The sequence below is a fragment of the Youngimonas ophiurae (nom. illeg.) genome, assembly GCF_049803795.1.
GTDB lineage: Bacteria > Pseudomonadota > Alphaproteobacteria > Rhodobacterales > Rhodobacteraceae > Thalassobius.
On sequence record NZ_JBNAGJ010000014.1, the window covers coordinates 50,418 to 63,347 of the forward strand.

Sequence of the window (12,930 nt, forward strand, 5' to 3'; positions counted from 1 at the left end):
AGGGATCCAACAGGTCACGCAAATCCCCGCATGTCCCAATAACACCTCGTCCCGCTTAGGAAAACCCGGCCCTTTGCGGGGGCCGGGTTCAACTTGTTTTCACTGTTGCAAAGCCGCTTAGACGATATCCAGCAGCCCGGCCAGAACGCCTGCGTCATTGGCCCCCTGCACCGTGAAGATCTGGCCGCCGCCAAAATCGAACACCGTGCCCGATGCCGTGGTGGTCCCGTAAGTGGCAATCACCTGAGCCGCGGTCAGCCCGCCGCCCCACAGCGCATCGTCCAGTTGCAGGCGGTCGTTCTCGCCCGCATCGAAATCGGTGACCAGGTCCAGCCCGTCGCCCACGCCAAAGACAAAGGTATCCGCGCCGGCGCCGCCGGTCAGCGTGTCATTGCCGGTGCCGCCGATCAGCAGGTCGTTATCCGCCCCGCCATACAGCGTGTCCGAGCCGCTGCCGCCGCCCAGCGTGTCATCGCCGTCGCCGCCGTACATCTCGTCATTGTCGCCGCCACCATAGAGCGCGTCACCCGCCAGACCGCCGCCCAGCGTATCGTTGCCGGTGCCGCCATACAGCTCGTCCGCGCCTTCATCGCCGCCCAGGAAGTCATTGCCCGCGCCGCCATTGATCGTGTCACGGCCCCAGGACCCGGACAGGCTGTCATTGTCGTCATCGCCGAAGATCAGGTCACGGCCGCCGCCGCCCAGCAGGGTGTCATCGCCGGTGCCGCCATAAAGCGTGTCATTGTCGGCATTGGCGCCCATGGAATCGTTCCCGGCGTCACCGCCCAGGATGTCATTGCCGCGACCGCCCCACAGGGTGTCATTGTCGCCGCCGCCCCACAGGCGGTCATCGCCGCCGCCGCCGCCCAGCTCGTCCGCGCCGGCGCCGCCTGCAACGGTGTCATTGCCGCCCGCGGCCCAGATGGTATCGCTGCCATTGTTCCCCGAGATATTATTGGCCACCATGTTGCCGAAGATCAGATCGTTGCCCGACCCGGCCAGCAGGTTTTCAATGATGGTGCCGCGGGCGATCCCCAGGTTGCCGGTGCCGCCCAGGATGTCCGAGAATTGCTCATCGGTCATGCGGACCGTGTCATTGGTGGTCGAGGGGGTCAGGTCCAGCGTATCGGTGCCGCCCTGGTCATAGATGGTCAGCGCCACGTCCTCACCATCGTAGATCCCCGAGGTGTTGCCGCTGATCACGCTGTCCAGCAGCAGGCCCAGATAGTTGCCCAGGTTGGTGTTCGCCCCCCAGATGGTATCGCCTGCGGTGGCGCTGCTGGCCCCCGGCGCGCCATACAGGTTCTGGATCGCCACGATATCGGCCATCATCGTGGTCAGCAGCCAGGCAAAGTTGGCGTTGGTCGTGGTGTTCTCGGTCTGGCTGAAATAGGACATGATCGAGATCTGCCAGCTGTCATTGCTGAAGTCCTCGTCCACGCCATAGGTGGCCGCACCGTTATAGCCGCCCTGGTGGCCCAGACCCAGCGCATGGCCGATCTCGTGGATATAGGTCTGGAAGGAATAGCTGTCCATCGTGGTGCCATAGGCGGCGATCCAGGCCGTGGACACGTTCACATGCGAGGACACGATGGTGCCGCCCGACAGGGTCGAGGTGGAATAGGCCCCGCTGTTATTGTCATCAAAGGTGATATCGCCGCCCGAGGTCACCTCGACAAACTCGATATCGGCGACCATTTCCCAGGCCTCCAGCGCCCAGCGGGCCAGCTGCTGGCCATCGGCGGTCAGGGCGGTCAGGTTCACCGTGATCTGGTTCGAGCCCGACGTGTCAAACGCCCGGCCGCTGGCACCATTGGCGTTCCAGTAGCCATCGGTCAGGAAGTCGGCCAGCTCGTCCAGGGTGCCCGGTGCGGGCGGCACGCTTTCGACGATCGTCATGTCATAGGTGCCCGAGTAGCCATCCGCATAGGCGCCCGCGGCCAGATAGAAGGTGCCGGTATAGCTGGCGGTGAAGGCCAGGAACGAGTTATAGCCCACGCCCCCGTCATCATTGGAATAGATCAGCGTGCCGGTATCGTCATAGATCCGCAGATAGGGATCAGACAGAGAGACCCCGGTCAGGGCAACCTCATAGGTCTGGCCGGCCGTCAGGGTCACGGCCACCCAGTCGCGATCCCCCGACGCGCCCAGGTTCCCCGAGAAAGTATCGCCGACGCCGATCGTATATCCCGTGCCGGTGCCCGCGATGGCATCGGCGACTTCAAAAATGGTGGCCCCGTTGGGATCCGGCGTCAACGAGCATTCCGGGTCCGTCGGGTGCAATTGTGCGCAAATGAAACACATGTGAGAATCTCCGTAAGATGTTCCGTCTTAATTCTATTGAGGCCAGGGAAATGCAACGGCGATGCAGCCCCCGGCGCGATCCCCCCGCCTAAACGGCGGGAAGCGGCAGTTTGCTAACTTTCAGCAGCCCCTGGGCCAGTTGCTCCATCATATGCGGGCGCAGCGCCACATCGGCGGAATCCAGCGCCACATCCGGGCCCATCACCCAATCTGCGGCCTGATCGGTTTTCCACGACAGGCGGGCGGCCATGGCGTGCCGGGTCTCGCGTTCGGGCAGCAGCCGGATGGCCAGGCTGCCCGCCACGGGGGCCACGCTGTCGCCCATCCGGATCACGGCATGGGGGACGGCCTGTTGCAGCGCCTGTTGCAGCGCACCGCACAGAGCCTGCTGCATCGCGCTGTCCCCGTCCGGGCAGGACAGTTCGAACACGGGGCGCAGCCGTTGGCTCTGGGCCAGGGCGGGATCGGTCATCAGGGCTCCTCCTGTCAGGGCCATGCTGGTACACAGGCCAGCCACGATAGCGCGGCGGTTTATTTGGCGGCAGTCAATCCTGTGACGGTGTCTGCGCATCGTTACCCCCATTCCCCCTAAGGCGAATCTTATCAGGTCTTTGCCCGCCTTATCAACGCACAAGTCTTTCAAAGTTGGGCAAAGTCGGGGAAACCATACCTTGGTGCAGCCGGGGCGGGCCCGCCTTACAACCCACGCGCGAGGCGGCTGGTCAGCCAGGCCAGAAAAGCCTTATCCGGCGCGTGCAGGCGCACCCGCCCGGCGCTGGCCCAGAAGGCGCGCCATTCGGCCTCCAGCGCATAGACATCCGCGCCCGGCGCCATCTGCCGCGCGCGCTCCAGCGCGGCGGGGCTCAGCTGCGGGCCCTCGGCGGGGCCGGCCCCGGACACCACATGCCCCTGCCGGGTAAAGGCGATCAGATCGCCCGGTTCCTCGGCCATGTCGTAATCGGGCAGGGTGCCGGCGGCGATGATCTTGCGCACCGCCGCGCGAAACACCCGCAAAGGCGCGGTGGATCCGGCCTTCTTGTGCAAAGTCGCCAGGCTGACCTGCCATTCGGGCTGGCGGCCGCAATGTTTGCGCGCCAATTCGTAGATTCGCCGCTCCAGCGGTTTGCGCAGGCGGAAATAGGCGCGGTTCAGCGTCAGCACCGATTTCGACAGCACCGCCCGGTACAGCCATTCCGACAGGGTAACCGAGACGCTGACCATCCGCCCCCCGCGCGATTTGCGGATGATTTCCCAGCGCTCGATCAGGCCGAAACCGCTGGTCACCTCTTGCCCGCCGGTTTCCAGATTGGTGGTGATGCGCGTGCCGGCCAGGCGTTCAAAGGCCTCGCGCAGGCGGGCATAGCTGTCGCCGCCGGTGTCGCGATTGGTGGCCACCAGCAGATCATGCGCCTTCAGTTGCAGCGTCCGAGAGATTTCGCGCCCTGCATTCAGCGCCGCCACCAGCTGGCTGATGCAATAGATCAGGATGTCCTTATCGTGGATCGTCGCCCGCCCCCGCACCGAGGGCGTGACCTGCACCTGCACCCCATTATGGGCATAGTTCAGAATGCGCCGGTCCGGCCGCGTGGACAGTGAGAAAATCGGATGCTCCATCGAGCCCAGATCGTCCTTGGGGCTGGCCTCGAAAATATCGCAGACGAACATGTCGCCCGTTGGGTGGCGGTCGGGCAAAAGCCCCCCCTGCCCTGCTGTCATGGCCCCTGTCATGCGTGCCTGTCCTGTCGCATTTTATCTGCTCTGCTCGTGTCCCCGTTTTTCGGGGTTTCAGTGACACCCTAAAGTTATCCACAGAACGCGTCCAGCCCTCAGCGCCCCTCGCATCGGGGGATCAGAGTCGCACCTGCGTCGGATCAGAGTCGCCTTTTCGGGGTTTCAGAGTCGCACCGGGCCAAAATCAAATCCAAAACATCTTGGAAATCAGGGCCTTAAGCAAATCTCATCTTACCTGTAACTATAAACTAACAGAATCCTAACAGGAAATTTTTGCTCTTCCCCCCTATCCAGCCTGATTTTCCTGCAAAAACCGGGGCAATTATGCTAAGAAATAGCCAAGGGAGGTGAGGGTTTTGCTTCCATGTGTGACGTTTTCCCGTATGTTAAGGAAAAGAGCGCACATGAGGCCCGAGCCATGACATCCGCAGTGACATCCGCCCTGCCCCCCTACTTCAACATTGATCCCGACCAGGCCTTGTCCGCTTTGGGCAATCCTACCGGCACCGAAGGGTTTGCCGCCATTTCTCAGGCCTGTGCCCGCGGGCGTTCGGATCTGGCCAGCCGCGGATTAGAGGACGACGGCGACCGCCATCTGCGCCTGTTTTCCACATGGGAGATCACCCGCTATCTGATCCCCGTCGCCCAGGGCCATTTCCGCCGCGTGCTGAAACAGAAGCCCGATCTGCCACAGGGGCGTTCGGAAACCGCCGGGGGGGCGAAATGGTTCACTCTGGACGAGGTGCTGCGCCTGCGCGCCCATTTCGCCGCCGAAGGGTCCAAGGCGAAAAACTACCTGCCCTATCGCCCCAAGGGCCAGCCCGCCAAAATGGTCGCCGTGGCCAATTTCAAGGGCGGGGTCGGCAAGACCTCGACCGCCGCGCATCTGGCCATGTCCGCCGCGTTGGACGGCTATAAGGTGCTGGTGATTGATCTGGACAGTCAGGGGTCCATGACGTCCATTTTCGGCGGGCGGGTCGAGGATGAATGGCAGACCGTTTTCCCCCTTCTGGCGCGTCATTACGCCAGCTATCTGCGCAGCGATAATCAGCGCCGGCTGGACCGGGGCGAGCCCCCCATTCCGCTGGACGACACGCTGAGCGCCGCTTTGGATGTCACCGCCCGGTCGCTGATCCAGCCCACCCATTGGCCCAATATTGATCTGATCGGCGCGCAGCTGAATCTGTATTGGGCCGAGTTCCAGATCCCCGTTTGGCGGATGCAGGGGCGCGGCTGGAAACTGTGGGATGCGCTGACCGACAGTCTGGAGGCCGACGGCATTCTGGATCAGTATGACGTGATTTTCGTCGATACCCCCCCCGCCCTGGGCTATCTGACGATCAACGGGCTGGCGGCCAGCGATATTCTGCTGGTGCCGCTGGGGGCCTCGTTTCTGGAATTCGATTCCACGGGCCGGTTTTTCGACATGCTGCACACCACCTTTCAATCCATCGAGGACGGCGAGAACCTGGCCGCCCGCGCCCTGGGCCGGGACGAGCTGAATTTCGAATGGGACGCGGTGCGCGCGGTGATCACGCGTTATGATGGCAGCCAACAGGCCGAGCTGGCCGCGCTGATGCAGGCCTATCTGGGGCCCACCCTGTCTCCGCATCGTCAGGATTTCACCGCTCTGATCGGCCAGGCGGGCGAGCAGGTGCAAGGCATCTACGAGGCCGATTACCGCGACTTTAACCGCGAAACCTATGCCCGCGGGCGCGAGACCTTCGATGCCACCTATGCCGCGTTCAAATCCCTGCTGATCGGAGCCTGGCGGCGCGATGAGCTGGCCCAACAACAGGCGGCCGAGTGAGCCCCGCCTCAAATGTTTCGCGCGCGAAACAGCAGCGTTCGGCCGGGTTAGGCCCTGTTTATCAGACCGCCCCACCCTGCCCCGCACACGACAGGAGACCTGAGCCATGGCCAAACGCAAACGCCTTGCGCCCCCGAAAACCGATTATCTGGATACGCCGGCGCCCTCTGCGATCCTACCCGAACCGCCGCGTCGCGCGCCCCCCATTGCCGATGTCGCGGGCCATGCCAGCACCACCGCCGCGCTCGAGGAAATGTCCGACACCCTGCGCCGCGCCCGCGAAGAGGGCCGCATGGCGCTGGAGCTGCCGCTGGATCAGATCGTCACCGATTATCTGGTGCGCGACCGGATCAATGTGGATGAGGGTGAGATGGAGGTGCTGATCGCCTCGATCCGTCAACGTGGGCAGCAAACTCCGATCGAGGTCGCCCCTCTGCCAGGTGGCCGCTATGGGCTGATCTCGGGGTGGCGGCGTCTGCGCGCGATCACCCGCCTGGCTGAAACCGGCGAGGCGCAGCCGCAGATCCTGGCCTTTTTGCGCCAGCCCGAACAGGCGTCCGATGCCTATCTGGCCATGGTCGAGGAAAACGAAATCCGTGTCGGGCTGAGCTATTATGAACGCGCCCGCATCGCCGCTCGCGCGGTGGAACAAGGCGTTTACCCCGACGAGCGCAGCGCGCTACGCAGTCTCTATCATGCCGCAAGTCGCGCCAAACGGTCAAAAATCGGCAGCTTTCTGACGTTGGTCAAACATCTGGATGGCGTGCTGCATTTCCCTGAATCCATCGGTGAACGCGCCGGTCTGATCCTGGCCCGCGAGCTGGATCAAGCCCCCGCGATTGCCCGCCGGATCGCGGCGCATATCCAGGCCGATCCGCCTCAGACCCCGCTGGACGAGCTGGACCGGATCAACGCCGCCCTGTCCGAGATCGCGGCCGCTGCCAAGGCGGAGACAAAGGTTAAAAATCAGACCCAAAAACGCGGATCAGAGACGAATTTTACCCGTCAGATCCACGCGGGCCTGCATGTGGTGCGCCATGACATCACCAATCCCAAGGGCGGACGGCTGACGATCAAGGGCGCGGCGGTGGATGAGAACCTGGCCGACGATCTGATCGCCTGGCTGGCCGAGCGTTCCGCGCAAAAATAGACTCTATTCCCCAAATTAGGCCCTGTTTCGCGCGCGAAACAGTCAGGGCCTATAGAGCCCCCACAGCCCCCAGGCGGCGACGTGATGAATCACGCTGAACTGGCCGGCCTTCATCGCGGCGTTAATCTCTGCGGGGGTCATTTCCTCATAGGCGAAATCCTCAAGATCGCCGGGCGCGGGATCGGCCACGCGGCGGCACCCGGTGGCAGCAAAATAATGCCCAGTGCTGCCGGTCTGATTGCCATTGTCCACATAGGCGCCCATGGGGATCAGCTGGCCGGTTTGCAGCCCGGTTTCCTCCATCAATTCACGCGTGGCGGTCAGATCGGCGGGTTCGCCCGGATCGACATAGCCGGCGGGAAAGCCCAGCATCTCGGCCCCCGGCCCGTGTTTATACTGGCGGATCACCAGCACTTTGCCGTTTTCCAGAAACGGGATGATCAGCGCAAAGGGGCGCAGGTCGATCTTATAGAAATCGTCGATGATCTGGCCGGGGCGGACCTCGACCTGTTCTTTGCGGATGCGCAGGAACGGCGCGTGTTCGAAGACGGTTTCGTCCTTCAGGATTTTCCAGCTCATGTGTCTAAAAGCCTCATCAAATAGGCGCCGTAGCCGTTTTTCCCGAATTGCTGCGCACGGGCGCGCAGCTGATCGGCATTAATCCAGCCCTTGGCATAGGCGATTTCCTCGGGGCAGCCCACCTGCTGGCCCTGCCGTTCCGACAGGGTGCGCACGAAATTGCCCGCGTCCAGCAGGCTGGCATGGGTGCCGGTGTCCAGCCAGGCATAACCGCGCCCCATCTGCTGCACATTCAGCAAACCATCGGCCAGATAGCTTTCCAGCAGGGTCACAATCTCCAGCTCTCCGCGCGCCGAGGGCGTCACCGTCTGCGCCCGCTGCGGCGCGCTGCCATCCAGAAAATAGAGCCCGGTGACGGCATAGGGCGAGGGCGCGACCTGTGGTTTTTCGATGATCTGGCGCACGGTACCATCTTCGGCGAAATCCACCACGCCATAGCGTTCCGGATCGGCGACACGATAGCCAAAGACCGTGCCCCCCTGCCCCTGTGCATCTGCGGCGGCCAGGCGCTCGGGCAGCCCGTGACCGAAAAAGATATTGTCGCCCAGCACCATCGCGCTGGGGGCGCCGTTCAGGAAATCCTCGGCCAGGATATAGGCCTGCGCCAGCCCGTCGGGGCTGGGCTGGGTGATATAGGTCAGGCTCAGCCCCCATTGGCTGCCGTTCCCCAAAGTGCGCTGAAATTGCGCCTGATCCTGCGGCGTGGTGATCACCGCGATCTCTTGAATCCCCGACAGCATCAGCACCGACAGAGGATAGAAAATCATCGGCTTGTCATAGACCGGCAACAGCTGTTTGGACACGCCCATGGTGATCGGATAGAGCCGCGTCCCCGAGCCGCCCGCCAGAATAATGCCTTTGCGTTTCATGCGCTCACCTCGTGTATCACCTCGGCCAAAGCGGCCTTCCAATCGGGCTGTTCTATCCCGAAATCTGTCTCTATTGCGCGGCACTCCAGCCGGGAATTCAAGGGCCGCGCCGCCGGCGTCGGATAGTCCGCGCTGGGAATATCCGTCACCGTCACATCCCGCCCGGCCAAGGCAAATGTTTCGCGCGCGAAACAGGCCCAGCTGGTGGCGGGGGCCCCGGCGTAATGGTAAATTCCACCGCCCTGCCCCGCGCTCATCGCCTGGGCCATCTGCACCAAAGCCTGCGCAATCCCCCGCGCCGGCGTCGGCCCGCCGATCTGATCGGCTACCACGCTCAGCGCGTCGCGGCTCTCGGACAGGCGCAACATGGTTTTCACGAAATTCGCCCCATGGGCCGAAAACACCCAAGACGTCCGCAACACAGCCCAACGCCCCCCGGCCTGCGCAATCGCCCGCTCGCCCGCCAGCTTGGACCGCCCATAGGCATTCACCGGATGCACCGCATCCCCCGGCGCCCAAGGCCGCACCCCCGACCCATCAAACACATAATCGGTGGAGACATGCAAAAACGGTACATCCAATTCCGCACAGGCCCGCGCCATCGCGCCCGGTGCCGCGCCATTCACCACCTGCGCCAAATCCTCTTCCGCCTCAGCCCGGTCCACCGCCGTATAGGCCGCCGCATTAATCACCGCACTGGGGCGCAACGCCCGTATATGCGCCGCACATCCCGCAGGATCGCATAAATCCGCCTCGGCGCGCCCCAGAAACACCGCCTCAGGACAGGCCCGCGCCAATTCCCGCGCCACCTGCCCGGTTTTCCCAAAGACCAGGATCATCCCCCCCGCCTTTCTTTGCTCGCGAAATACTCCCGCCGGAGGCCCCGCCCCCTCATCCCGTTCCCAGCCGTGTGCCCACACCCGCACGGGCCTGCAACGGACGCCACCAGGCCTCGTTCTCCAGATACCATTGCACGGTTTTCTCCAGCCCCTGCTCCAATGTCACCGAGGGCCGCCAGCCCAGCTCAGCCCGGATCCGCGCCGGATCAATCGCATAGCGCAGATCATGGCCGGGGCGGTCCTGCACATAGCTGATCAGGCTGTCATAGGGGCGATCTGCGGGCCGCAGGCGATCCAGAATGGCACAGATCATCCGCACCAGATCAATGTTGCGGGCCTCGTTCTCGCCGCCGATATTATAGCTGCGGCCGTTTTGCCCGCGCGCCAGAACCGTTAGTAGCGCATCGGCGTGATCCTCCACATACAGCCAGTCCCGCACGTTCAGGCCTTGCCCGTAAACGGGGATCGGCTGCCCGGCCAGCGCGTTCAGGATCACCACGGGGATCAGCTTTTCGGGGAAATGATAGGGGCCGTAATTGTTGGAACAATTGGTCAGCACCACGGGCAGGCCATAGGTTTCATGCCAGGCGCGCACCAGATGGTCGCTGGCGGCTTTTGAGGCAGAATAGGGACTGTTTGGCGCATAGGGCGTGTCCTCGGTGAACTGGCCGGTGTCGCCCAGGGTGCCGTAAACCTCGTCGGTGGAAATATGGTGAAACCGGAAATCGGCGGGGCGGCCCTGCGCCTCCCACTGGGCGCGGGCGGCTTGCAGCAGGGTGTAGGTGCCGTTCACGTTGGTTTCGATGAACGCACCCGGCCCGTCGATGGACCGATCCACATGGGATTCCGCGGCCAGATGCATCACGGCGGTGGGCCGATACGCTGCGAAAATCCGGGTCATGGCCTCGGCGTCGCGGATGTCGGCCTGTTCGAAATGGTAAAGCGGGTTGTCTGCGACGCTGGCGACATTCTCCAGGCAGGCGGCATAGGTCAGCGCATCGACATTCACCACGCGCTGCCCGCGCGCGATGGCCAGGCGCACCACGGCCGATCCGATGAACCCCGCGCCGCCTGTAATCAAAAGGGTCATTGCGCGTCCTTCCAGGTAAACGGGCTGTCCAGATCGGCCAGCAGGGGGGCGGCGGCGTCTTTTTCCGACAGGATCGGATCGCCGGTCAGGCCCCACTCAATCCCCACCTGAGGATCATCGTATCGCAGCGCCCGGTCGCATTCCGGGGCGTAATAGTCACTGCATTTATAGATGATCTCGGTATCCGGCGCACGGGTGACAAAGCCATGGGCAAACCCGGCCGGGATCAGCAATTGCCGCCCGTTTTCAGCCGTCAATTCGACCCCCACCCATTGCCCATAAGTGGGGCTGGCGCGGCGAATATCCACGGCCACATCCAGCATGGCCCCACGCCCGCAGCGCACCAGCTTGGCCTGCGCATGGGGGGGCGTTTGGAAATGCAGGCCCCGCAGCGTGCCCACGGCGGCAGACAGCGAGTGATTGTCCTGCACGAAATCAATCTCCAGCCCGTGATCGGCCATGCGCTGCCGGTTCCAGCTTTCGCTGAAGAACCCGCGATGATCGCCAAACCGCTGAGGCGTCAGGATCAGCACGCCGGGCAGGGCGGTTTCCTGAATCTGCATGAACAATCTCCTTTGACCAAAGGCTTAGAGGATTGCTGCATATCCGGCAATCTTGGCATGAAAAGGCCCGCGCGGGGGCGGGCCTGTGGTGTTATTTCTCGTAATGGCCCGATTGGTGCCAGCGCCAGGCATCGGCGATCATCAGATCCAGGGTCGAGCGTTTGGGGCGCCAGCCCAGCTCTTCCTCGGCGCGGGTGGATCCGGACACCAGTTTGGTGCAATCGCCCGCCCGGCGCGGCCCTTCGGTATAGGGCACCTTGCGGCCCGTGACGGCGGCGGCGGCGTCCATGACCTCGCGCACGGAAAAACCGCTGCCCGTGCCCAGATTGAACACCCGGCTGCCTTTACCGGCCTTCAGCCAGTCCACCCCCAGAACATGCGCATCCACCAGATCGCAGACATGGACGTAATCGCGAATGCAGGTGCCATCGGGCGTGTCGTAATCGGTGCCAAAGATGGTCAGCGCGTCGCGCTTGCCGTCAATCGCATCCAGAATCAGCGGGATCAGATGGGTCTCGGGGCGGTGGAATTCGCCCACCTCGGCCTCGGGGTCGCCACCGGCCACGTTGAAATAGCGGAAGATCACCGATTTCATCCCATGAGAGGCGTCAAAGTCGCGCAGCATATCCTCGATCGCGCGTTTGGAGCCGCCATAGGCGTTGATCGGCAGCTGCACGCTGTCCTCGTTCAACACCACGTTGTCCTGTTCACCATAGGTGGCGCAGGTCGAGGAAAAGACGAAGTTCAGACAGCCGGCCTCGGCCGCGGCCTCAATGAGGTTCAGCGATCCGCCGGTGTTGTTCAGCCAGTATTTGCCGGGGTTGGACATGCTTTCGCCAACCTGAGACAGCGCGGCGAAATGCATCACCGCCACGGGCTGATATTGGGCGAACACCTGATCCAGGCGAGCGCGGTCCAGCAGATCGCCCTTCTCAAAGGGGCCGAATTTCACCGCGTCCTGCCAGCCGGTGACAAGATTATCAAAGGTCACAGGGGTGAACCCGGCCGCCTTCAGCGCCTTGCAGGCGTGGCTGCCGATGTACCCGGCCCCGCCGGTCACCAGAACATTGGTCATGGAACGTCCTTACTGGGCTGCCTTGTCGGTATGGGTCACGGCCTGCAGGTAGTCCATGAGCTCATCGCGCAGGTCGTCGCGTGAGAGGCCGAAGGCGATGGTGGCCTGCAAGAAGCCCGCCTTGGAGCCGCAATCGAAACGCTCGCCGTTGAAACGCAGCCCGTAGACGCCGCGGCCCTGGGTGATCTCGCGGGCGATGGCGTCGGTCAGCTGGATTTCTCCGCCCGCGCCGGTTTCCTTTTTATCCAGCGTTTTCAGCACGTTGGGCGACAGGATATAGCGGCCGATCACCGCCAGGTTGGACGGCTCGGTGCCGGCGGGGGGCTTTTCCACCATGCCGTTCACCGACACGACCGAGCCCATGTCTTCCTTCACGTCCAGCACCCCGTAGGCCGAGACTTTCTCGGGCGGGACTTCCATCGCGGCGACCATGCTGCCGCCGGTTTCCTGATAGGCCTCGACCATCTGTTGCAGGCAGGGCTTTTCCGCCGCGATCACGTCATCGGGCAGGATCACCGCGAAGGGTTCGTCATGGATCAGACGGCGCGCGCACCACACCGCATGTCCCAGACCCAGCGCCTGAGCCTGGCGGATATAGGCCACCGCGCCGCTTTCCATATTGGTGGTTTCCAGAACCTCCAGCAGCTTGGTCTTGTTCTTCTTGCGCAGCTCGTCTTCCAGATAGGGGCGCTGATCGAAATAATCCTCAAGCGCCGATTTCCCGCGCGAAGTGACAAAGATGAATTCCTCGATCCCGGCGGCGCGGGCCTCGTCGATCGCGTATTGCACCAGCGGGCGGTCCACCAGCGTCATGATCTCTTTGGGCACCGATTTCGTCGCGGGCAAAAAACGCGTCCCCAGGCCGGCAACAGGAAAAATCGCCTTCGTAACCTTACGTGTCATCATCAAGTCCTTTGGAA

12 protein-coding genes are annotated in these 12,930 nt (G+C 63.2%); 2 read left to right on the forward strand and 10 right to left on the reverse strand.

The genetic code is table 11. The annotated features are described in order from the left end of the window. Positions 1 to 117: 117 nt before the first annotated feature. The 3 genes from ACP15O_RS18465 to ACP15O_RS18475 all read right to left on the reverse strand — a co-directional run bounded on the left by ACP15O_RS18465 (position 118) and on the right by ACP15O_RS18475 (position 4,032). A complete protein-coding gene (locus tag ACP15O_RS18465) occupies positions 118 to 2,304 on the reverse strand; it encodes a M10 family metallopeptidase C-terminal domain-containing protein (protein WP_425097493.1) in 2,187 nt (728 codons plus the stop codon). 88 nt (positions 2,305 to 2,392) lie between these two features. Next, a complete protein-coding gene (locus ACP15O_RS18470) occupies positions 2,393 to 2,776 on the reverse strand; it encodes a hypothetical protein (RefSeq protein WP_425097494.1) in 384 nt (127 codons plus the stop codon). A gap of 224 nt (positions 2,777 to 3,000) precedes the next feature. Next, on the reverse strand, positions 3,001 to 4,032 hold the full coding sequence (locus ACP15O_RS18475) for a replication initiator protein A (protein WP_425097495.1): 1,032 nt from the start codon (positions 4,030 to 4,032) through the stop codon (positions 3,001 to 3,003). Between the two features lie 421 nt (positions 4,033 to 4,453). On the opposite strand from ACP15O_RS18475, the gene ACP15O_RS18480 reads away from it, so the two are divergent. Both ACP15O_RS18480 and ACP15O_RS18485 read left to right on the forward strand, forming a co-directional pair. Further along, positions 4,454 to 5,845: an AAA family ATPase gene (locus tag ACP15O_RS18480; RefSeq protein ID WP_425097496.1), complete on the forward strand. Its 1,392-nt coding sequence runs from the start codon at positions 4,454 to 4,456 to the stop codon at positions 5,843 to 5,845. A 106-nt stretch (positions 5,846 to 5,951) separates the two neighbouring features. After that, a complete protein-coding gene (locus ACP15O_RS18485; RefSeq protein WP_425097497.1) occupies positions 5,952 to 6,995 on the forward strand; it encodes a ParB/RepB/Spo0J family partition protein in 1,044 nt (347 codons plus the stop codon). A 42-nt stretch (positions 6,996 to 7,037) separates the two neighbouring features. Here ACP15O_RS18485 and ACP15O_RS18490 read toward each other — a convergent pair whose 3' ends face one another. From ACP15O_RS18490 to galU, 7 genes are all read right to left on the reverse strand, one after another. Beyond that, positions 7,038 to 7,574: an NUDIX hydrolase gene (locus ACP15O_RS18490; protein ID WP_425097498.1), complete on the reverse strand. Its 537-nt coding sequence runs from the start codon at positions 7,572 to 7,574 to the stop codon at positions 7,038 to 7,040. Further along, positions 7,571 to 8,443, reverse strand: a complete 873-nt coding sequence (rfbA, locus tag ACP15O_RS18495) for a glucose-1-phosphate thymidylyltransferase RfbA (protein ID WP_425097499.1) — start codon at positions 8,441 to 8,443, stop codon at positions 7,571 to 7,573. Before rfbA ends, ACP15O_RS18490 begins: the two co-directional genes overlap by 4 nt. After that, complete coding sequence (gene rfbD / locus ACP15O_RS18500) at positions 8,440 to 9,282, reverse strand: dTDP-4-dehydrorhamnose reductase (RefSeq protein ID WP_425097500.1); 843 nt, start codon at positions 9,280 to 9,282, stop codon at positions 8,440 to 8,442. The genes rfbA and rfbD overlap by 4 nt, the downstream gene beginning before the upstream one ends. Positions 9,283 to 9,334: 52 nt before the next feature. Continuing rightward, complete coding sequence (gene rfbB / locus ACP15O_RS18505; RefSeq protein ID WP_425097501.1) at positions 9,335 to 10,372, reverse strand: dTDP-glucose 4,6-dehydratase; 1,038 nt, start codon at positions 10,370 to 10,372, stop codon at positions 9,335 to 9,337. Continuing rightward, a complete protein-coding gene (gene rfbC / locus ACP15O_RS18510) occupies positions 10,369 to 10,935 on the reverse strand; it encodes a dTDP-4-dehydrorhamnose 3,5-epimerase (protein WP_425097502.1) in 567 nt (188 codons plus the stop codon). The genes rfbB and rfbC overlap by 4 nt, the downstream gene beginning before the upstream one ends. A 91-nt stretch (positions 10,936 to 11,026) precedes the next feature. Next, positions 11,027 to 12,010, reverse strand: a complete 984-nt coding sequence (gene galE, locus ACP15O_RS18515; RefSeq protein ID WP_425097503.1) for a UDP-glucose 4-epimerase GalE — start codon at positions 12,008 to 12,010, stop codon at positions 11,027 to 11,029. Between the two features lie 9 nt (positions 12,011 to 12,019). Continuing rightward, positions 12,020 to 12,913, reverse strand: coding sequence for a UTP--glucose-1-phosphate uridylyltransferase GalU (gene galU, locus ACP15O_RS18520; RefSeq protein ID WP_425097505.1), 894 nt, complete (start codon positions 12,911 to 12,913; stop codon positions 12,020 to 12,022). Positions 12,914 to 12,930 lie beyond the last annotated feature (17 nt).

Coding starts and splice junctions, on each gene's coding strand:
- ACP15O_RS18465 (WP_425097493.1), bottom strand. CDS start 2,304: ATGTGTTTCATTTGCGCACAATTGCACCCGACGGACCCGGAATGCTCG.
- ACP15O_RS18470 (WP_425097494.1), bottom strand. CDS start 2,776: ATGACCGATCCCGCCCTGGCCCAGAGCCAACGGCTGCGCCCCGTGTTC.
- ACP15O_RS18475 (WP_425097495.1), bottom strand. CDS start 4,032: ATGACAGGGGCCATGACAGCAGGGCAGGGGGGGCTTTTGCCCGACCGC.
- ACP15O_RS18480 (WP_425097496.1), top strand. CDS start 4,454: ATGACATCCGCAGTGACATCCGCCCTGCCCCCCTACTTCAACATTGAT.
- ACP15O_RS18485 (WP_425097497.1), top strand. CDS start 5,952: ATGGCCAAACGCAAACGCCTTGCGCCCCCGAAAACCGATTATCTGGAT.
- ACP15O_RS18490 (WP_425097498.1), bottom strand. CDS start 7,574: ATGAGCTGGAAAATCCTGAAGGACGAAACCGTCTTCGAACACGCGCCG.
- rfbA (WP_425097499.1), bottom strand. CDS start 8,443: ATGAAACGCAAAGGCATTATTCTGGCGGGCGGCTCGGGGACGCGGCTC.
- rfbD (WP_425097500.1), bottom strand. CDS start 9,282: ATGATCCTGGTCTTTGGGAAAACCGGGCAGGTGGCGCGGGAATTGGCG.
- rfbB (WP_425097501.1), bottom strand. CDS start 10,372: ATGACCCTTTTGATTACAGGCGGCGCGGGGTTCATCGGATCGGCCGTG.
- rfbC (WP_425097502.1), bottom strand. CDS start 10,935: ATGCAGATTCAGGAAACCGCCCTGCCCGGCGTGCTGATCCTGACGCCT.
- galE (WP_425097503.1), bottom strand. CDS start 12,010: ATGACCAATGTTCTGGTGACCGGCGGGGCCGGGTACATCGGCAGCCAC.
- galU (WP_425097505.1), bottom strand. CDS start 12,913: ATGACACGTAAGGTTACGAAGGCGATTTTTCCTGTTGCCGGCCTGGGG.